Source organism: Actinoalloteichus sp. GBA129-24, assembly GCF_001941645.1.
GTDB lineage: Bacteria > Actinomycetota > Actinomycetes > Mycobacteriales > Pseudonocardiaceae > Actinoalloteichus_A > Actinoalloteichus_A fjordicus.
In genome coordinates this window covers 7,176,670-7,195,235 of record NZ_CP016077.1, presented here as the reverse complement: position 1 = coordinate 7,195,235, position 18,566 = coordinate 7,176,670, and the positions used below count along the sequence as shown (strand labels likewise).

Sequence of the window (18,566 nt, the reverse complement as noted above, 5' to 3'; positions counted from 1 at the left end):
TCAGTTCACCATGCTCGCGCTCGGCGGTCAGGAGAACCAGTCGATCGGCGTGGTCACTCACCGGATCTCTTGCCGCTCGTCGCCCCGCGCCGCGTGCCCGGCTCGTCCGAACCGACCCCGGCCCGTTCGGCCGAGAGCCAGGTCTCGGTCGTCGAGCGCGACTCGTCCTCGTTCGCTGCGGCCGAGTCGGCGGACGCGGCATCCGATGCCTGCGGATCCGATGAGGTCGCGTCAGCCGAGTGGACGCCTGCCGATCCCGGCTCGGACGGCCTGCTCACGGACGACCCGGCGTCTGCCGATCGTCCCTGGTGCCTCCCATCGGACGTCTCCTCGGCTGATCCGCCGGTGTCTAATCCCTCGGTGTCTAATCCCTTGGTGTCTGACTCATCGGCGGCCGATCCGTCGCTGTGCGACCGGGGAGCGGCCGATCCATCGGCATCCGATCCCCGGGCATCCGACTCGTGGGCATCCGATCCGTCGGGACGTGCATCGTCGGTGTCCGATGACGTCCCGGACTCCGAAGGTCCGCGGTCGCTCTCGGACCCCGCAGACTCCTCGGCCCCTTCTGGCGGCTTTCGGGCGTTCGCGTCCTCCGTGTCGACCGGGCCTCCTGCTCGACCGGCGCGGATGCGACGGACGAGACGGTAGGTGACCAGGAGGATCAGCGTGGCGCCCGCGACGATGGTGAGGATCAGCGTCAGCGTGCCGTAGGCGGTCGACATGACGACGAAGCGCACCGGGCTGCCCAGTTCGGTGCCGTCGGGGGTGCGCAGCGCGACGTCGGTGGTGAACTGCCCGGAGCGGCTGACCTCGGCGGGGACCCGGATGGCCCGGGAGTTGTGCGCGGGGACGGCGAATTCCTGCACGCTCGCCGCGCGAAGTCCCGGCGAGTTCTCCAGCGTCACCTGGACCCGGATGTCCACCGGCAGGTCGTTGGTGACCGACAACGGCAGCGGACTGTCGGAGGCGGCGAGGGACAGCGGGATGCCGGGGTCGTTGACCTGGACCCGGTCCCGCAGCCTGCTCAGCTCGTCGACCGCACGATTCACGACGTTCATCGCAGCCTGCTCGTTGCCGCGCAGGCTGCTGGACATGCCGCGCAGCAGGCCGAGTTCGACGGGTTGCACGAGGTCCACCGGCTCGGTGCGGGACTCCGGCGGGACGGAGGGGTCCGCGCTCATCGCCGACTCGAACTCCTGGACCAGCGTCGCCGCGCGGGACACCTCGGCCGACACCGACGGCTGAAGCTCCGCTGCGCCCGCCTCCGGCGGGTAGCTCAGCGCACTGGTGCCCTCCGGGGCGTCGAGGCCCTCGGCCAGCGGTGCGGGCACCGCCAGTCCCGACTCGAACAGCCTGCCCAGCTCGCCGATCAGGATCGACAGATCCTCGGCCTCCGGTTGCCAGCGACGTGGCGGTGCGATCACCATGCGGGTCGCGGGTGCTGCGCTGCTGTCGCCGATGGCGCGGAACGCCAGCATGCTCAGCACGTCCTGAAGCGGATCGCGCACGCCGGGCGGCACGGTGGAACCGGCTGCCGCCACCATGCTCTGCGGACGCCACCCCGTGGTGGTCGAGCCCGCGAGCACGTCGCCGACGAGGGGATCGAGCTGTATCGCGACGGGCGGGGTCTCCGTCTCGACCGTCGTCTGGACGCTCGTGCTGGTGAGCTGCGGTGGTGCCTCGGCGAGGCTGCGCGGATGCAGCAGCGTCGAGGTGACGCCCGCCTCGACCAGCGTGTCGAGGGTCTGCTCGTCCAACACGCCGTCGGCAGGCCAGACGAGGTTCTCCATCGGCCGGGTGCCCACGACCTCTTCCACCACGGTCGCGCCTCGGTCCAACGCCAGCTCGATCAGGTCGGGACGGTCGGCCCTGGACAGGGCGACCAGATCGGCGTCGGCGTAGGGCATCGCCACCAGGCATCGGCCCTGTGCGACGTCCCGCAGGCGATGCAGCCAGACGCCTGCCGCAGCGGCCCCCACGCCGTCCACCAGCTCGCCCGTGCCCGAGCGGACCTGATACCCGTCCTGCATGGCGTCGACCGTCACCAGCAGGTCGGGGTCGACCGCGAAACAGATCGATCGCGACAGCTCGGAGGCGGGTGGGACGGAGTCGCTCATCGCGTTCAGCAGCATGGCGAGCCTGCCGTCCCCGACCAGCGAGGAGGCGAGCTCGTCGTCGGTGAGAACCGTCTCGCCGTCGGCGCCGTTGCGAATCACCCTCGGCTCGTCGGCCAGTGGCCAGATCAGCGTCGTCGCAGGCTGCACCGACGGCTCCGCCGACGCACCGCCGGGCACGCCCAGCACGGGCAGCAGCAGATCAGCGGTCGCGATGCGGGCCTGATTCCCATAGTCCGGCATCCCGTTGACGTTCATCAGCAGCGGATAGACGCCGGGTTCGCTGATCTGCAGCCCGTCCGCTCCGCTGACGGGGACGCTCACGGTGAACTCGGTGCTCTCTCCTGAATCCAACGGCGAGGCGACGGGCATGAACTCCGAGGAGCCGCTGTTGGTCTCGGAACCGCCTCGGAGCGAGGCCAGCGTCTCGTCGGTCGTGCGCAGCGGTTCACCGCGCTGTGCCCGGACCGAGATCTCCGCGATGCTTCGGTCACTGGTGTTCGTGAGGGTTCCGGTGATCCGGAGCAGCTGGTCGCCGTCCTCGACGACCACTCGGGGCTCCAGCGCGTCGATGTGGAGTTCGGCGAGCGTCTCGTCGGGCTGAGCCGCTGCGGGGCGCACGGCGCCTGCCAACACCAGCGGCGCCGTGACGAGCGCGGCCAACGCGGCGCGCAGGAGTCGAGTCCCGCCTCTGCGGTGGTCGATGTGTCGTCTCACCCTTGCTCCGTGCCTGCCGGACGGATCGACCACGACCGGTCGGTCGCGGCGTCCAGCTCGGTCAGTACCTGGTCGAGCCTGCGGACCAGCTTGCGCTCATCGGCGTATGCCAGTCGTTCATTCAGCTCACCAAGCGGCACCCATGCCACCTCGGTGACCTCCACGTCCTCGTCGGAAAGCTCACCACCGACGGCCTCGATCACGAAGTGATGCACCGTCTTGTGCACGCGTCGATCCTCGGCGACGAACCAGTAGTCGATCGTCCCCAGCGGAGCCAGGACCGTGCCACGGATGCCCGTCTCCTCGGCCACTTCCCGGATGGCGGCCTGTTGCGAGGTCTCGCCCGCCTCAAGATGCCCCTTGGGAAGCGACCAGAGCAGTCTGCCCCGTCGATCCAGCCGTCCAATGATCGCAGCGTTCGCTTTCGCCGCGTCGAGCACCAGCCCGCCTGCGGACGTCTCGTCCACGGTATGGAGGCGCCGACGTCGCCTCCGGTTCCGGCGTCGCGGCTTCGCACCGCCGGAACGACCGGATGACGTGGGCATACCTGGATGGTAATCCGACTGGTCGATGCCCGTCTGGTTCTGTTGCCACATCACCGACCCACCGACGAGCCCGACGTGCGGGTCTTCGGGAGGCGATACCCTCGCTCACCGTGTCTCGTTCCGTGCCCGACCCCCAGCCGCTGACCGCCGCCGTCGACGCCGCCCGCGTCGTCCCACAGGACGCCGTGGCGACGCTGCTGCGAACGACCCCGGTCGCCGCCGAGCTCGCCGCTCGCTTCGCCGAGGCGGGGCACCGGCTGTACCTGGTCGGCGGCAGCGTCCGCGATGCGCTGCTCGGCAGGCTCGGCACCGATCTCGACTTCACCACCGACGCACGCCCGGCCGAGGTGATGCAGCTGGTCAGAGGCTGGGCGGAGGCGGTCTGGGACACCGGCATCGAGTTCGGCACGATCGGCGCCACCCGGCACGGCGCGATGCTGGAGATCACGACCTTCCGTGCCGATCGGTACGACAGGGTGGGTCGCAACCCCGAGGTCGTCTACGGCGACGACATCGAGGGCGATCTCATCCGTCGGGACTTCACCGTCAACGCGATGGCCGTCGACCTCGTCGCCGCAGGCTCCCTCGACGGCGACCGGGACGCCGTCGATCCGGTGGAGTGGTTCGTCGATCCACACGGCGGACTGGATGCACTGGTCACTCGCAGGCTGGACACTCCCGCCACGCCGCAGGAGTCGTTCGCCGACGATCCGCTGCGGATGCTGCGTGCCGCCCGGTTCGTCGCCCAGCTCGAGTTCACGCCCGCGCCGAGGGTGGTCGAGGCGATGACGACGATGGCGGTCGAGATCGAGCGGATCACCGTCGAGCGGGTCCAGGCCGAACTCGCCAAGCTGATGTGCGGCGCCACGCCACGACAGGGGATCGAGCTGCTGGTGGACACCGGGCTCGCCGATCGCGTGCTGCCGGAGGTTCCCGCGATGCGGCTGGAGATCGACGAGCATCACCAGCACAAGGACGTCTACCAGCATTCGCTGGTCGTGCTCGACCAGGCCGTGGAGCTGGAACGCGCCGACGCCCCGGACGCGAAGGCCGACCTCGTGCTGCGGCTCGCGGCCCTGCTCCACGACATCGGCAAGCCGGACACGCGTCGATTCGAGTCCGGCGGCGGGGTGAGCTTCCATCACCATGAGGTCGTCGGGGCCAAGATGACCAGGCGGCGGCTTCGGGAGCTGCGGTTTCCCAAGGACGTCGTCGAGCAGGTCTCCCAGCTCGTCTACCTCCACCTGCGCTTCCACGGCTACGGCACCGGCGAGTGGACCGATTCCGCGGTGCGTCGCTATGTGACCGACGCAGGCCCGATGCTGTCCCGGCTGCACAAGCTGGTCCGAGCCGACTGCACGACCCGGAATCGACGCAAGGCCAATGCTCTGCAGCGGTCCTACGACGATCTGGAGGCCCGGATCGCCCGGCTGCTCGCCGAGGAGGACCTCAAACGGGTCCGGCCGGATCTCGACGGCAACGCGATCATGGAGCTGCTCGGCGTGCCGCCGGGTCCCGTGGTGGGCAGGGCGTGGAAGCACCTCAAGGAGCTTCGACTCGATCGCGGGCCGCTGAGCAGGGCAGACGCCGAGGCAGAGCTGTTGCGCTGGGCAGCGGACCAGGACATCCACCCGCCCGCGCGCCCCTGACTCCGATGATCACTCCACCGGGCGGTCGGGCGACCGGCCCGTGGTGTCGATGGTGAGGTGTGTCCGAGGCGGAGTGGGGCGTGGTTCCCGATGGTGCGGTGCAGTACTCCTTCGGGACGGGAACCGGTCCGCCGACGGTCTGGACGAGCGCCGCCGACGTGACCGTGAGCGGGCACGGGGCGCCGGACGCGGTGCGCCTCGACTTCACGGGTGACGGCCGTGCCGTCGACCTGCTCTGGGACTCCGATGCCGACGGGATCGCCGACACGGCGCTGCTGGATCTCGACGGGGACGGCGTCGTGGACGCCGCCTTCACCGATCCCGAGGGGCTCGGTGTCTGGAATGCGCCGGGAGAGCTTCCCGCGACGGCGGAGGCCGAGGACGAGGACCGGTCCGCGGCGGTGGAGCTGCACTGGACGGACGCACGGGGTGACGAACAGGTCAGCGTCGCCGAGATCGACGTGGACGGTGACGGGGTGCTCGACACGGCGTGGGCGGACTACGACGGCGACGGGGACGCGGGCGAGGTGATCGTGGACACCGACGGCGACGGCGTCGTCGACGAGGTCTATCTCGACGGTGACCACGGCATCCTGGGCGGCATGCTGCTGGACCTGGACGGCGACGGGGTGATGGACGTGCGGCTGGTCGACACCGACGGCGACGGCGAGCTGGACGAGGTGATCAGGCGAGGCGAGCCGGGCTTCTAGCCGGGCAGGCAGCCCGCCCCGCGAGGTGTTCCGCGCAACGCGCGGCCGTGTTCGTCACACGCGTCGTTCGCCCGCCGCGTCGGCGTCCCGACGTGAACCCGCAGGTCCGGTGTCCGCCAGAGCGGTAGGGACGTCCGAGCGCCTGGAACGGCGAATTCGGCGGCGCGCACCGGCATCCGGGCGCCTTGGGACCGGTGGCGGATTCGAATGCGGGCGCGAATGGGATCATGTCCGGCGTGCAACCCGACGTCGAGGTGGGACCGGGCAGCCTGCTGGTGGCGTCGCCTGGGCTGGCTGACCCCAATTTCCGTCGCACGGTGGTCTACATCATCGAGCACCGGGACGAGGGGACGCTGGGAGTCGTGCTCAACCGGCCAGGCGAGACCGCGGTAGAAGACGTGCTGCCCGAATGGGGCCCGTACGCGAGCAGCCCGCAGGCGGTGTTCGTCGGCGGACCGGTCGAGCAGAAGGTGGCGCTGTGCCTGGCAGCCCTCCGCACCGGAGTGGACACCACCGACCTGGCCGGTGTCGTCGGCGTCCGCAATCCGATCGCGATCATCGCGTTGGACACCGATCCCGAGCTGCTGGCGCCGCGACTTCGGGGACTGCGGGTGTTTGTCGGCTATTCGGGCTGGGATCGGCGACAGCTGGCAGGCGAGATCGAGCGCGGCGACTGGTTCGTGGTTCCGGGGCTGCCGGACGACGTGGTGTGCCCGCCGGGAACCGACCTGTGGGGACTGGTGTTGCGCAGACAGCCGCTGCCCCTGGCGTTATTGGCGACTCACCCGCTTGACCTGCGAAGAAATTAGTTCACGCAGCACACTCGTGCTTATTCGCCGTCATTGATTGGGGGCGAAGAACGGCTTCTCCGCAGGCTGTGTTCATCGGCCTGCGCGTTCTCAGGCGATGCCGCAGGCCCCGTTGCCGCAGCACTGGCCCGCGCAGCCGAGAGTGCGGGCGGGTTTGTCCTTCACTGTCGCCGCAGCCCGGGTGCCGAGCACGCCGCCCGCGACGGTCAGGCCGAGAAGGCCGACGACGCCGACGCCGAGGGCGATCAACTGGGCGGGTCCGGACAGGCCGAGGAGCCCGACGGCCGTCAGCACGCCGATCGCGCCGGACACCAGCGTCGGCAGGCCTGCGGCACGGTTGCCGACCCGGAAGGCCTCGTCGCTGCGCAGCGTCGCCGCGGTGCGCACCCCGGCGAAGCGGTTCCTGGGCAGTGTCTCCTTCATTCCGCGCCAGCCGATGACCAGCAGGGCAGCACCTGCCAGCAGAAGCACCACGGACAGCACGACGGCGACCGCGAGCGGCAGTGCGCTCGGCTCGGCTGTCGTCGCCTGCGCGAACTCTCGGGCAGCACCCTGGACAGACCGCTGGATCGACCCGTGGATGGACTCCGCATTCGTCACTCCAGCAGGGTAAGCGCTGATCGGAGCACGCCGGAGGTCACCCTCGTCATGCCGTGGTCGCCGTCACGCGCGCGCGGTGTCCAGCGACCGACACGGCTCGTCGGCACCGGGGCGGCCCCGGTATGCTTGGCCGATGAGCACGGGTCGCCTGCTCCTTAGTACGCCGCGTTGACCAGCTAGGAAGGGTCGACGCGGCAGCCCCTCTCGTCCCATCTGGGCGGAGGGGTTTCGTCTTGTTCGGGGCGCACACGTGGCTGCCGAGGCGACCAAGAGGAAGGAACGGACCCATGGGTGAGGGCAATCCCCATCCCGTCACGCAGGACGAGACCCCGCCGTTCCGCTACACGGCGGAACTGGCCGCGCAGGTCGAGAGCCGCTGGCGGACGCACTGGGAGCAGCACGGCACGTTCCACGCGCCGAACCCGGTCGGCACGCTGGCCGAGGAGACGCTCCCGTCGGACAAGCTCTTCGTGCAGGACATGTTCCCCTACCCCTCCGGTGAGGGGCTGCACGTCGGCCACCCGCTCGGCTTCATCGGCACCGACGTCTTCGCCCGCTATCACCGTATGCAGGGCCGGAACGTGCTGCACACGATGGGCTTCGATGCATTCGGGCTGCCTGCGGAGCAGTACGCCGTCCAGACCGGCCAGCATCCGAGGATCACCACCGAGAAGAACATCGAGCGGTATCTGGATCAGATCCGCAGGCTGGGTCTCGGGCATGACGAGCGCCGCCGGGCCAGGACGATCGACGTCGAGTACTACCGCTGGACGCAGTGGATCTTCCTGCGCATCTTCAACTCCTGGTACGACCCCTCCGCGCGGGACGGCCAGGGCGGGGCCCGTCCGATCGACGAGCTGATCGAGCAGTTCACCTCGGGCGACCGGGCCACACCGGACGGCAGGTCCTGGTCCGAGCTGAGCAGCAGCGAGCAGCGTGGCGTGATCAACGATCATCGGCTCGTGTACCTGTCCGAGGCGCCGGTGAACTGGTGTCCCGGGCTGGGCACCGTGCTGGCGAACGAGGAGGTCACTCCCGACGGACGCAGCGAGCGGGGCAACTTCCCGGTCTTCCGTCGCAATCTGCGGCAGTGGATGATGCGGATCACCGCGTACTCCGACCGGTTGATCGACGATCTGGACCGGCTCGACTGGCCGGACAAGATCAAGACCATGCAGCGCAACTGGATCGGGCGGTCGCACGGCGCTCGGGTCCGGTTCCCCGTGCCGGTGGCCGACGGTTCCGAGGAGGTCGTCGAGGTCTTCACGACCCGACCGGACACGCTGTTCGGCGCGACGTACATGGTGCTGGCGCCCGAGCACCCGCTCGTGGACGTGCTGGGCTCGCGGAGCTGGGCACCGGACGTCGACTCCCGGTGGACCGGCGGTGCGGCGACTCCCGCCGAGGCGGTCGCCGAGTACCGCGCGCGGACCGCGCGGAAGTCGGAGATGGACCGCCAGGAGAGCAAGGACAAGACCGGCGTCTTCATCGGCGCCCATGCCACGAACCCGGTGAACGGCGAACGGATTCCGGTGTTCATCGCGGACTACGTGCTGATGGGCTACGGCACCGGCGCCATCATGGCGGTCCCCGGCCAGGACCAGCGTGACTGGGACTTCGCCACCGCGTTCGGCCTGCCCGTCATCAGGACGGTCCAGCCGCCTGAGGGATTCGAGGGCGAGGCGTTCGCGGGCGAGGGCCCCGCGATCAACTCCGCCAACCTGTTCTCGGTGAACCTGGACGGGATGGACATCGCCGAGGCGAAGAAGACGACCATCGACTGGCTGGAGGCCAACGGCCGAGGCGAGGGCACCGTCCAGTACAAGCTGCGCGACTGGCTGTTCTCGCGACAGCGCTACTGGGGCGAGCCCTTCCCGATCGTCTACGACTCCGACGACCAGCCGATCGCGCTGCCCGACGACCAGCTCCCGGTCGAGCTGCCGGAGGTCGACGACTATTCGCCGAAGACCTTCGACCCCGACGACGCCGAGACCGAGCCGTTCGCTCCCCTCGGCCGCGCCGAGGACTGGCTGACGGTCGAGCTCGACCTGGGCGACGGCGTCAAGACCTACCGCCGCGACACGAACACGATGCCGCAGTGGGCCGGTTCATGTTGGTACCAGCTCCGCTACGTGGACCCGACCAACGACAAGGCGTTCGTCGACCCGGAGAACGAGCGGTACTGGATGGGTCCGAGGCCCGAGATCCACGGCGAGTCCGACCCCGGCGGGCTGGACCTGTACATCGGCGGCGTCGAGCACGGCGTGCTGCACCTGCTGTACAGCCGGTTCTGGCAGAAGGTGCTGTACGACCTCGGCGAGCTCTCGGCGGCGGAGCCGTATCGACGGCTCTTCAACCAGGGCTACATCCAGGCCTTCGCCTACAAGGACGCGCGCGGCGTCTACGTGCCTGCGGCCGAGGTCGAGGAGCGGGACGGGAAGTTCTTCTTCAACGACGAAGAGGTCGTCCAGGAGTACGGGAAGATGGGCAAGAGCCTGAAGAACTCCGTCGCCCCGGACGAGATCTGTGACGAGTACGGCGCGGACACCCTCCGGCTGTACGAGATGTCGATGGGTCCGATGGACGTCTCCCGCCCCTGGGCGACCAAGGACGTCGTCGGCGCATACCGGTTCCTTCAGCGGCTGTGGCGCAACGTGGTCGACGAGACCACCGGTGAACTGCGGATCAGCGAGGACGCCCCGTCGGAGCAGACGCTGAAGCTGCTGCACCGGACGATCGCGGGAGTGCATGAGGACTACGCGTCCTTCCGCTACAACACCGCCGCCGCGAAGCTGATCGAGCTGAACAACCACCTGACCAAGACCTACGCGAACGAGTCCGGCACACCTCGGTCGGTGGTCGAGCCGCTGGTCCAGCTGCTGGCACCCCTGTGTCCGCACATCGCCGAGGAGCTGTGGTCGCGGCTGGAACACGGCGAGTCGCTGGCGCACGGGCCCTTCCCGGTCGCCGACGAGGCCTACCTGGTCGACGACACCGTGGAGTACCCGATCCAGGTCAACGGCAAGGTCCGTTCGCGGATCACCGTCGCGGCCGACGCGGCGGGCGACGTGGTGAAGGCGGCCGCGCTGGCGGAGGAGAAGATCGTCGCCGCGCTGGAGGGGCGGGAACCGCGCAAGGTAATCGTCGTTCCCGGCAGGCTGGTCAACGTGGTCGTCTAAAGCCCTGCGGGCGGCGGATGACGCGCCGGTCGAACCGACACACGACGCCTCGCCCTCACCCCGCATCGGGGTGGCGGCGAGGCGTCGTGCATGACTGCGCAATGTTTCACGTGAAACATTGCGGTTCACGTGACACATTGCGGTTCACGTGACACATTGCGGGCGGCCGGGTGATCGGCGGGGCGCGTCCAGAGTCGAGACGATCCGGTCTGGTCGAGGCCGTCGCAAGCTCGGCACAGCGCAGGACCCGACCCGCCGCTAGTCGGCGAACGCGAGACCTCGCAGGGTCAGCTCCTCGTCCAGGATTCGGATTCCCTTGGGGCCGATGCCGTGGAGTCTGAGCAGTTCCGCCCGCGTCACGCCGGTCAGCTGCGCATAGCGGGTGTAGCCGTTCAGCGCCAAGACGCGACGCGCGGTCTTGCCGATCCGCTGGGGGAACTCGGTCGGCTCGGGGGCGTCCGGCGTCGCCATCGCGCACCTCCAGGCCTCGGCGGCTCGATGAGCTCGTGCGCCGTCAAGAGTAGGTGTTCTGGTACGGGCCGCACCCCGATCGGCTGCGGCCCGTCCCGGTGTGGCGGGTCAGGAGCCGAGACTGTGCGGGCGGGTCGCACCGGCTCAGTGCCCGCAGACGCCCGTGTCCTCGGCGAGCTCGGCCAGCATCGCCTCGTACAGCCGCTCGGCGTTGCGCACGTCGAAGGGGAACCGGCCGAACACCTCCAGGGCGATGTGTCCGTACACCCGCACCCACCAGCGCAGCAGCGAGTGCAGAGCCTCCAGCTGGAGCAGCTGCGGCGGCAGGATGATGTCGAGCGAGGACATGCTGGCGACCAGGGCATCGCGGGCGGCGACCAGATCGGCCTCCAGGTCGGGCGGGAAGGCCTCGGCCTGCGGCATCGGCGTGTCCTTGGCGAGGATGTCGCCGAGCAGCGCGAGGAAGATCTGCCCGAAGCGGTCCGGGAGCGGGCCGTCCCGGCCCGGGCGTTCCCGGACGTCACGCGATGCGAAGACGAGTTCGAACTCGTTCGGATGGTCCAGCGCCCAGGTGCGCAGCCGCCTGCAGACGGTGAACACCCTGCCCGGCAGGTCCGCCTGATCGAGTTCGGCCGTCGCGCCGGTCAGCTCCGCCGCCAGTCGCATGCAGATGTCGTCGCCGACGTGACGCAGTAGGTCCTCGCGCGAGTCGTAATACCGGTATAGCGCGGGAGCGGTCACGCCGAGTTCTCGGGCTATTGCACGGAGAGTGACCGCGTGTTGCCCCTGTTCAACAAGGAGCTGCCTTGCGTGTTCGCGGATCTCCAACTCAGTGGCAGCCCGTAGCCGTTCTCGGCGCGTGATCTCTGTCATGCCTCCCTCTTCAAGGGTTGTAAACGCCGTTTACTGGCTCGTACAGTATCCGGCTGCGGGTGAACGATATTCACCTCGGTTCACGTTGTTCACACAACCTAGCCCGGCCGTCGCCGGTGACCAAGATGTGGAGGCCGCCAGGTGTTCGCCAGATGGGGGGCCGCGGTACACCGTGCTCGGTGGACCGTGCTCATCTCAACGCTCGTGCTCACGATCCTCGGCGGCTTCTGGGGCATCGGCGTCTTCGACCGCCTCACCCAGGGCGGCTACGACGATCCCAACAGTGAGGCCGCCGCCGCCGCGGAGGTCGCCGCAGGCGCCATGGAGGGCCAGGCGGGCGACGTCGTGGTGATGTACCGCGCCTCGGAGGGTCAGTCGCTGGACGACCCCGAGCTGGCGGCCGCGGTCACCGAGAACCTCGCGGCCCTGCCTGCGGAGCAGGTCGAGAGCGCCATCTCGTACTGGCACACGGGAATGCCGGAGTTCGTCTCGGACGACGGCACCGTGGGACTCGCGGTGATCGGGCTGGTGGGCGACGGCGACGACGAGAAGCTGACCGCCTACGACGAGATCGCGGACGACCTGATCATCGACGGCGTCTCGACGCAGGTCGCGGGCGGTGTCGTCGCCGAGCACGCCATCGGTCACCGTGCCGAGCAGGACCTCATCGCGGCCGAGATCGTGTCGCTGCCGATCGTGCTCATCCTGCTGGTGGTCATCTTCGGCGGACTGGTCGCCGCATCGCTGCCCGTGGTGGTCGGCGGGCTCGCCGTCTTCGGCGCCCTGGGGCTGCTGCACCTGATCGCCCTGTTCACCACGGTGAACGTCTTCGCGGTGAACGTCGCCAGCATGCTCGGGCTCGGGTTGGCGATCGACTACGGACTCTTCGTGGTGGGCCGCTTCCGCGAGGAGATGGACTCGGGTCGCGACCCCGCCTCCGCAGTGCGGCGCAGTGTCGCCACGGCGGGCCGGACCGTCGCTTTCTCCGCCGTGCTGCTGATCATCGCGCTGTCCGGGCTGATGCTGTTCCCGCAGGAGTTCCTGCGCTCGCTGGCCTACGGCGGGATGAGCGCGGTCGGCCTGGCCGCGCTGCTGTCGCTCACCGTGCTGCCCGCGCTGCTCGGCCTGCTCGGCCACCGGGTGGACAAGCTGTCCCTGCCCTGGCTGCGTCGTCGTCGGCAGCGGGCGACCGGCGAGGGCTGGCGACGGCTGGCCGACGGCGTGATGAAGCGGCCCGGCCTGATCGCGCTGCCGATCATCGCGGGACTGGTACTGCTTGGCTCCCCCTTCCTCAGCGCCCAGTTCGGCATGCCGGATGAACGGGTACTGCCCGCCGACGATCCCGCTCGCATCGCGACCGAGGCGTTGAAGGCCGACTTCCCGGAGATGGGCGGCGACGGCATCCAGATCGTGCTCCAGGGTGACGGCACCCCGCCGGACGAGGCCGCCCTCGGTGGTTACCTCGCCGAGGTGGACCAGCTGGCAGGCGTCGACTCCGTCGCGCCGACCGGCGGGGCGGACGACGTGGTCGTCCTGGAGGCACAGGTCGACGGTGATCCGTTCGGCGACGTCGCCAACCAGACCGTTCGAGACATCCGGGCACTGGACGCACCGGCGGACACCGAGGTGCTCGTCGGCGGAGTCACTGCAGCCAACCTGGACAGTCTCGACGCGACGGCCGAGATGCTGCCGTGGATGGCGGTGCTGCTGGTCGGGGCCACCCTGATCCTGATCTTCCTCGCCTTCGGCTCCGTGCTGCTGCCGATCAAGGCGGTGATCCTGAGCTTCCTCAGCCTCTCCGCGACCTTCGGCGCGCTGACCTGGCTGTTCGTCGACGGGCACGGTTCAGGGCTGTTGGGCGTGACGCCGATGCCGATGGAGGCGGGGATCATCGTCCTGATCGCCGCGATCGTGTTCGGCCTCTCCACCGACTACGAGGTCTTCCTGCTCTCCCGGATGGTGGAGGCGCGGGCGGGCGGCGCCACGACCGAGGAGGCGGTGCGCACCGGACTCGTGCGGACCGGCCGGGTCATCAGCGCCGCCGCGCTGCTGCTGGTCGTGGTGACGGGCGCGTTCGCCTTCTCCGGCATCCAGATGATGCGGTTCATCGGCGTCGGCATGATCATCGCGCTGATCCTGGACGCGACGATCGTCCGGATGCTCCTCGTGCCTGCGGTGATGAAGCTCTTCGGCGACGCGATCTGGTGGGCGCCCGGTCCGCTGCGCAGGCTGCAGGAGCGGGTCGGCCTCTCCGAGGTGGAGAAGCCGGAGTCGGGGTCCGATTCGACTCCTCCCGAGTCGGAGTCGGGGTCCGATTCGACTCCTCCCGAGTCGGAGGGGGAAGCCCAGGAGCGAGCGGCGGTGGCCGCCGGTGGGAATAAGTCGACGGAGCGAGGATCCTCGACGCCATGAGTGAAGTCGTCTTCTACGCTCGGCCTGGTTGTCCGTTCTGCACGATGCTGCGGGCCGATCTGCAACGTCGGGGCCTGCCCTTCCGCGAGCGAGACATCTGGAAGGACCCGGAGGCCGCCGCTGCGGTCCGGGCGGCGGCAGGGGGGAACGAGACCGTTCCCACGGTGAACGTCGGTTCCCGCTGGATGGTCAACCCGCCTGCCGAGGACGTGCTGGCGGCGGTGGCCGAGCAGGCGCCGGAGCTGTTGCCGAAGGGATAGCGCGGCCGGGCCGTGAGTGCTCGTGAGCGGGGTCGGGGAGTCTTCCCTGGCCCCGCTTTCTCGGTCCTCGCCTCGGACCGGCCTGCTTCGTGCGCCGGGCCGCAGCGAGCGGGTGCTCGGTGTGCGCGGACGTGCGGGCGAGCCGGGCGGGCGTCCTGCGCCGAGGGGAATCGGGCGAGGGACGGTGCCGACCGCGTCGGGGGGCTCCACGACCGGCACCGCCGACCAGGCCTGCTCGCCCGAGGGCGAGAAGTGCACCGGTCGAAGGAACCGACGCGGCGAACGGTCGTCCGGATCCCTTCTATTGCAAACAACTTCGTTGATCGGGCGAGTTCTGTGTCACGGCGATGCAACCACTCGTCGGGGAGATCACGTCTGCGCGTTTCCGCTCACGCAGAGATCATCGAGGATGCCGGTCCCGGCCGGTCCCGAAGATCGACTCGGCTAGCGTTGTCGATCAACGCTGTGATCGAACTTCGGATGACGGATTGGTCTTCGCCCGGTAAACGTCCCGATACTTGACCGATCAAGCATCCGGAAGGGCTTGTGTATTCGATTAACCATCCCCTGTAATCGTTACCAGGGCGACGGAGCCATGACACACCGTGCGGACGTCTCGACCCGACAGTTGATCTCTTGAGTTCGTTGGCGACGTGGAACGGGGAGTGCGCGGTGGCCACCATGAAGGACGTGGCGCAGGCGGCGGGCGTGTCCACCGCCACGTGTCGCGCGTCCTCAACGGGCATCCCGCCCCCACCGAGCAGACCCGTGAGCGGGTCCTCGCCGCGATCGACGCGCTCGGCTACCGGCCCAACACCCTGGCCCGTTCTCTGCGGCTGCACACGACCCACACCCTCGGACTGGTCATCTCCGACCTGACCAATCCGTTCTTCGCCGAGGTCGCCCGCGCCGTCGAGAACGAGGCCAGGGAACACGACTACTCCGTCATCGTCGGCAACGCCAACGAGAGCGTCGAGCAGCAGCGGCGATACGTCCACACCCTGCTCGACCGGCAGGTGGACGGCCTGCTGGTGTGCCCGGCGACCGACGAGGGCAGCTGGCTGGGCGAGGCGGCGGAGACCGGAGTCCCGCTGGTGCTCCTCGACCGACGGATAGCGGGCTCGGTCAAGGTCCCCGTGGTGCGCGTCGACGGCACGGCGGCGTTGGAGTGCCTCGCCGCGCACCTGGTCGAGTTAGGGCACCGCCGCATCGGCGTGATCGCAGGCCCCGCCGAGGCCAGCACCGGCCGGGAACGGCTGGATGCGTTCGCCGCGGCGCTGGGCTCCCGAGGCGCACCGCTCGCCGAGCGGATGGTCGTCTACGGCGACTTCCAACAGCAGAGCGGCGCCACTGCGGCCCGGACCCTGATGTCCGGAGCGAACCGGCCGACGGCGCTGGTGGCGATGGACAACCTGATGGGACTCGGTGCGCTGGAACAGCTTCGCGCCATGGGCTTCTCGGTGCCCGGTGACGTCGGGCTGGCCGTGTACGACGATCTGCCCTGGTTCTCGCTGCTCGAACCGGCGATCACCGCCATCGCCCAGCCCACCGACGACCTCGGGCGTGCGGCGGTTCGAGCCCTGCTCGACCTCATCGGGCAGGGCAACGCGGAGAACGTGGTGCTGAACGCGGAATTGGTCATCCGCAGTTCCTGCGGAGAACGGGCCGAATCCGGCCGAGGAGAAGGTGTATGACCTCGCACGACCCCATGCAGCACCCGGCAGGCCGAGTCCTGCTCGAAGTGCGCGACATCAGCAAGCGGTTCACCGGAGCGCTGGCGCTGGACCAGGTGAGCCTCCAGGTGCGTGCCGGTGAGGTGCACGTCCTGCTCGGTGAGAACGGCGCGGGCAAGAGCACCCTCGTCAAGGTCCTCGGCGGAGTGCACAGCCCGGATCGCGGCCAGATCCTCGTCGACGGCAGACCGGCGACGATCCGTTCGCCTCGACAGGCGCGCCAGCACGGCATCGCCGTCATCCACCAGGAGTTGACCCTGGTGCCCCGGCTCTCGGTCGCGGAGAACCTCTTCCTCGGCCGGGCGCCGCGACGGCTGGGTATGGTCGATCGAGCCAGGATGCTGCGGGAGGCGGTCCCGCTTCTCGACCGGGTCGGCCTGCGGGTCGATCCCAGCGCTCCGGTCGACTCCTTGGGCATCGCCCAGCAGCAGATGGTGGAGATCGCCAGGGCGCTGGACGAGGACGCGACGGTGCTGGTGCTCGACGAGCCGACCTCGGCGCTCACCGGGACCGAGACCGATCGGTTGTTGGAGATCATGGACGACCTGCGGGAACAGCAGGTCGGACTGGTCTTCATCACCCATCACCTCGACGAGATCCAGCGCATCGCGGATCGGATCACGGTGCTGCGGGACGGACGAGGCGCGGGCATTCTGCCCGGCCGCGCCTCGATCGACGAGATGGTGCGCACCATGGTCGGCCGTGACATCGACGACCAGTTCCCGAGGCATCGCACCAGGACGGGCGAGCCGCTGTTGCGCGTGTCCGGACTGACCCGTAAGGGCGTCTTCTCCGACATCGGCTTCGAGGTCCGCGCGGGCGAGGTGGTCGGCATCTCCGGCCTCGTCGGCTCCGGTCGCACCGAGGTGGTGCGGGCCGTGTTCGGCGCCGACCCCTACGACTCGGGAACGGTCGAGGTCGCGGGCCGCGTCGTGCGCGGCGGCGACATCTCCGCCGCGATGCGCGCGGGGATCGGCCTGGTCCCGGAGGATCGCAAGGGACAAGGGCTGGTGCTGAACTCCTCGGTCGGGGAGAACATGGGCCTGGTGACGCTGCGGTCCGCCACATCCGGCGGACTCGTGGATCGCCGAGGCCAGGCGCGCCGGGCGGCGGAGATGGCAGGCAGGCTGCGCGTCAAGCACTCCGACGCGGGCCAGACCATCCGCGAGCTCTCCGGCGGCAACCAGCAGAAGGTCGCCATCGGCAAATGGCTGCTGGCCGACCCCAAGGTGCTGATGCTCGACGAGCCGACCAGGGGAATCGACGTCGGCGCCAAGGTCGAGATCTACGAACTCATCAATCAGCTCACCGAGTCTGGCCATGCGGTCCTGCTGGTCTCCAGCGAACTGCCCGAGGTCATCGGCATGAGTGACCGGATTCTCGTGATGGCGCATGGACGCATCACGGGCGAGCTGTCCACCGACGGCGTCACCCAGGAACAGGTGATGGCGCTCGCGGTGGCGGCCAGGGAAGAGGAGGACCTGGCGTCATGACCAGTGTCGAGAAGACCGGACGCCGTTCCCGAGGCGGTTTCGACATGAACAAGCTGCTCGGGGAGAACGGCGCCCTGCTGGGCCTCGTCGTGCTCTCCGTGGCGCTGTGGATCATGGTGCCGAGCTTCGGCTCGCCGCAGAACCTCCTCAACATCGGCGTGCAGGCCGCCGTCGTCGCCGTGATGGCCTTCGGCGTCACGTTCGTGATCATCTCCGGCGGCATCGACCTGTCGGTGGGCAGCGTCGCGGCGCTGTCCGCGATGGTCGGAGCCTGGTCGGCCGCCGATCTCGGGCTGCCCGGCGGACTCGCCCTGATCGTGGGCCTGCTCACCGGCGTCGCGGCCGGACTCGTCAACGGGCTGATGGTGAGCTTCGGCAAGCTGCCCGCCTTCATCGCCACCCTCGCCATGCTGAGCATCGCCAGGGGCTTGACGCTGGTCGTCTCGCAGGGGAGGCCCGCCGCCACGCCGGACGAGATCAGCTTCTTCGGATCGACCATCGAAGCGGGGCCGATCCAGCTTCCGATGCCGGTCCTCATCCTGGTCGGGATGTTCCTCGTGACGGGGTTCATCCTCACCCGCACCTACTCGGGCCGGGCGATGTACGCGATCGGCGGCAACGAGGAGGCCGCGCGACTGTCCGGGATCAGCGTGCGCAACCAGAAGCTGGTGGTCTACGCCCTGTCCGGTCTGTTCGCGGCGATGGCGGGCATGATGCTCGCCGGCCGCCTGTCCTCGGCAGGCCCGCAGGCCGCCGTGGGATACGAACTCGATGCGATCGCCGCGGTCGTCATCGGCGGGGCTTCGCTGTCCGGCGGGATCGGACGGGCCACCGGGACTCTGGTGGGCTCGCTGGTGCTGGCCGTCCTGCGCAACGGCCTGAACCAGCTGCAGGTCTCGCCGTTCTGGCAGCAGGTCGTGATCGGTGTCGTGATCGCGCTGGCAGTACTGGTGGACACCGTCCGCAGACGCGGCAAGTGAGTCGTCCCGGCTCGTGCCGGG

At 69.3% G+C, this 18,566-nt stretch carries 14 protein-coding genes; 9 read left to right on the top strand and 5 right to left on the bottom strand.

Going from position 1 to position 18,566, the window contains the following annotated elements:
* Positions 1-53 precede the first annotated feature (53 nt).
* Complete coding sequence (locus UA75_RS30920; RefSeq protein WP_075743219.1) at positions 54-2,831, bottom strand: DUF6049 family protein; 2,778 nt, start codon at positions 2,829-2,831, stop codon at positions 54-56.
* Positions 2,828-3,376 carry an NUDIX hydrolase gene (locus UA75_RS30915; protein WP_075744421.1) on the bottom strand — a complete coding sequence of 183 codons (549 nt, stop codon included), beginning with the start codon at positions 3,374-3,376 and terminating at the stop codon, positions 2,828-2,830. The genes UA75_RS30920 and UA75_RS30915 overlap by 4 nt, the downstream gene beginning before the upstream one ends.
* 122 nt (positions 3,377-3,498) lie before the next feature.
* On the opposite strand from UA75_RS30915, the gene UA75_RS30910 reads away from it, so the two are divergent.
* From UA75_RS30910 to UA75_RS30900, 3 genes are all read left to right on the top strand, one after another.
* Positions 3,499-5,025 (top strand): CCA tRNA nucleotidyltransferase, encoded by a 1,527-nt coding sequence (locus UA75_RS30910; protein WP_075743218.1) that lies wholly within the window; start codon positions 3,499-3,501, stop codon positions 5,023-5,025.
* A gap of 59 nt (positions 5,026-5,084) precedes the next feature.
* On the top strand, positions 5,085-5,735 hold the full coding sequence (locus UA75_RS30905; RefSeq protein ID WP_157434529.1) for a hypothetical protein: 651 nt from the start codon (positions 5,085-5,087) through the stop codon (positions 5,733-5,735).
* Between the two features lie 227 nt (positions 5,736-5,962).
* On the top strand, positions 5,963-6,544 hold the full coding sequence (locus UA75_RS30900) for a YqgE/AlgH family protein (RefSeq protein ID WP_075743217.1): 582 nt from the start codon (positions 5,963-5,965) through the stop codon (positions 6,542-6,544).
* A 90-nt stretch (positions 6,545-6,634) separates the two neighbouring features.
* Here UA75_RS30900 and UA75_RS30895 read toward each other — a convergent pair whose 3' ends face one another.
* The gene (locus UA75_RS30895; RefSeq protein WP_232237570.1) at positions 6,635-7,144 is read right to left on the bottom strand and encodes an SdpI family protein; all 510 of its coding nucleotides are present in this window, start codon (positions 7,142-7,144) and stop codon (positions 6,635-6,637) included.
* Positions 7,145-7,431: 287 nt separating this feature from the next.
* Between UA75_RS30895 and leuS the strand changes: the two genes are divergently transcribed.
* Complete coding sequence (leuS, locus tag UA75_RS30890) at positions 7,432-10,323, top strand: leucine--tRNA ligase (protein ID WP_075743216.1); 2,892 nt, start codon at positions 7,432-7,434, stop codon at positions 10,321-10,323.
* Positions 10,324-10,581: 258 nt separating this feature from the next.
* Here the strand turns inward: leuS and UA75_RS30885 are convergent, their stop codons facing one another.
* Complete coding sequence (locus tag UA75_RS30885; protein ID WP_075743215.1) at positions 10,582-10,794, bottom strand: hypothetical protein; 213 nt, start codon at positions 10,792-10,794, stop codon at positions 10,582-10,584.
* 144 nt (positions 10,795-10,938) lie between these two features.
* A complete protein-coding gene (locus tag UA75_RS30880) occupies positions 10,939-11,667 on the bottom strand; it encodes a TetR/AcrR family transcriptional regulator (protein WP_075743214.1) in 729 nt (242 codons plus the stop codon).
* 141 nt (positions 11,668-11,808) lie between these two features.
* On the opposite strand from UA75_RS30880, the gene UA75_RS30875 reads away from it, so the two are divergent.
* The 5 genes from UA75_RS30875 (at position 11,809) to UA75_RS32330 (ending at position 18,545) form a co-directional block, all read left to right on the top strand.
* Positions 11,809-14,079 carry an MMPL family transporter gene (locus UA75_RS30875; protein WP_083683858.1) on the top strand — a complete coding sequence of 757 codons (2,271 nt, stop codon included), beginning with the start codon at positions 11,809-11,811 and terminating at the stop codon, positions 14,077-14,079.
* Positions 14,076-14,339: a glutaredoxin family protein gene (locus UA75_RS30870; protein ID WP_075743212.1), complete on the top strand. Its 264-nt coding sequence runs from the start codon at positions 14,076-14,078 to the stop codon at positions 14,337-14,339. Before UA75_RS30875 ends, UA75_RS30870 begins: the two co-directional genes overlap by 4 nt.
* A 722-nt stretch (positions 14,340-15,061) precedes the next feature.
* Positions 15,062-16,033 carry a LacI family DNA-binding transcriptional regulator gene (locus UA75_RS30865; protein ID WP_232251140.1) on the top strand — a complete coding sequence of 324 codons (972 nt, stop codon included), beginning with the start codon at positions 15,062-15,064 and terminating at the stop codon, positions 16,031-16,033.
* Complete coding sequence (locus UA75_RS30860; RefSeq protein WP_157434528.1) at positions 16,030-17,565, top strand: sugar ABC transporter ATP-binding protein; 1,536 nt, start codon at positions 16,030-16,032, stop codon at positions 17,563-17,565. Before UA75_RS30865 ends, UA75_RS30860 begins: the two co-directional genes overlap by 4 nt.
* On the top strand, positions 17,562-18,545 hold the full coding sequence (locus tag UA75_RS32330) for an ABC transporter permease (protein WP_083690963.1): 984 nt from the start codon (positions 17,562-17,564) through the stop codon (positions 18,543-18,545). The genes UA75_RS30860 and UA75_RS32330 overlap by 4 nt, the downstream gene beginning before the upstream one ends.
* Positions 18,546-18,566 lie beyond the last annotated feature (21 nt).

Coding starts and splice junctions, on each gene's coding strand:
- UA75_RS30915 (WP_075744421.1), bottom strand. CDS start 3,376: ATGCCCACGTCATCCGGTCGTTCCGGCGGTGCGAAGCCGCGACGCCGG.
- UA75_RS30900 (WP_075743217.1), top strand. CDS start 5,963: ATGTCCGGCGTGCAACCCGACGTCGAGGTGGGACCGGGCAGCCTGCTG.
- leuS (WP_075743216.1), top strand. CDS start 7,432: ATGGGTGAGGGCAATCCCCATCCCGTCACGCAGGACGAGACCCCGCCG.
- UA75_RS30885 (WP_075743215.1), bottom strand. CDS start 10,794: ATGGCGACGCCGGACGCCCCCGAGCCGACCGAGTTCCCCCAGCGGATC.
- UA75_RS30880 (WP_075743214.1), bottom strand. CDS start 11,667: ATGACAGAGATCACGCGCCGAGAACGGCTACGGGCTGCCACTGAGTTG.
- UA75_RS30870 (WP_075743212.1), top strand. CDS start 14,076: ATGAGTGAAGTCGTCTTCTACGCTCGGCCTGGTTGTCCGTTCTGCACG.
- UA75_RS30860 (WP_157434528.1), top strand. CDS start 16,030: ATGACCTCGCACGACCCCATGCAGCACCCGGCAGGCCGAGTCCTGCTC.
- UA75_RS32330 (WP_083690963.1), top strand. CDS start 17,562: ATGACCAGTGTCGAGAAGACCGGACGCCGTTCCCGAGGCGGTTTCGAC.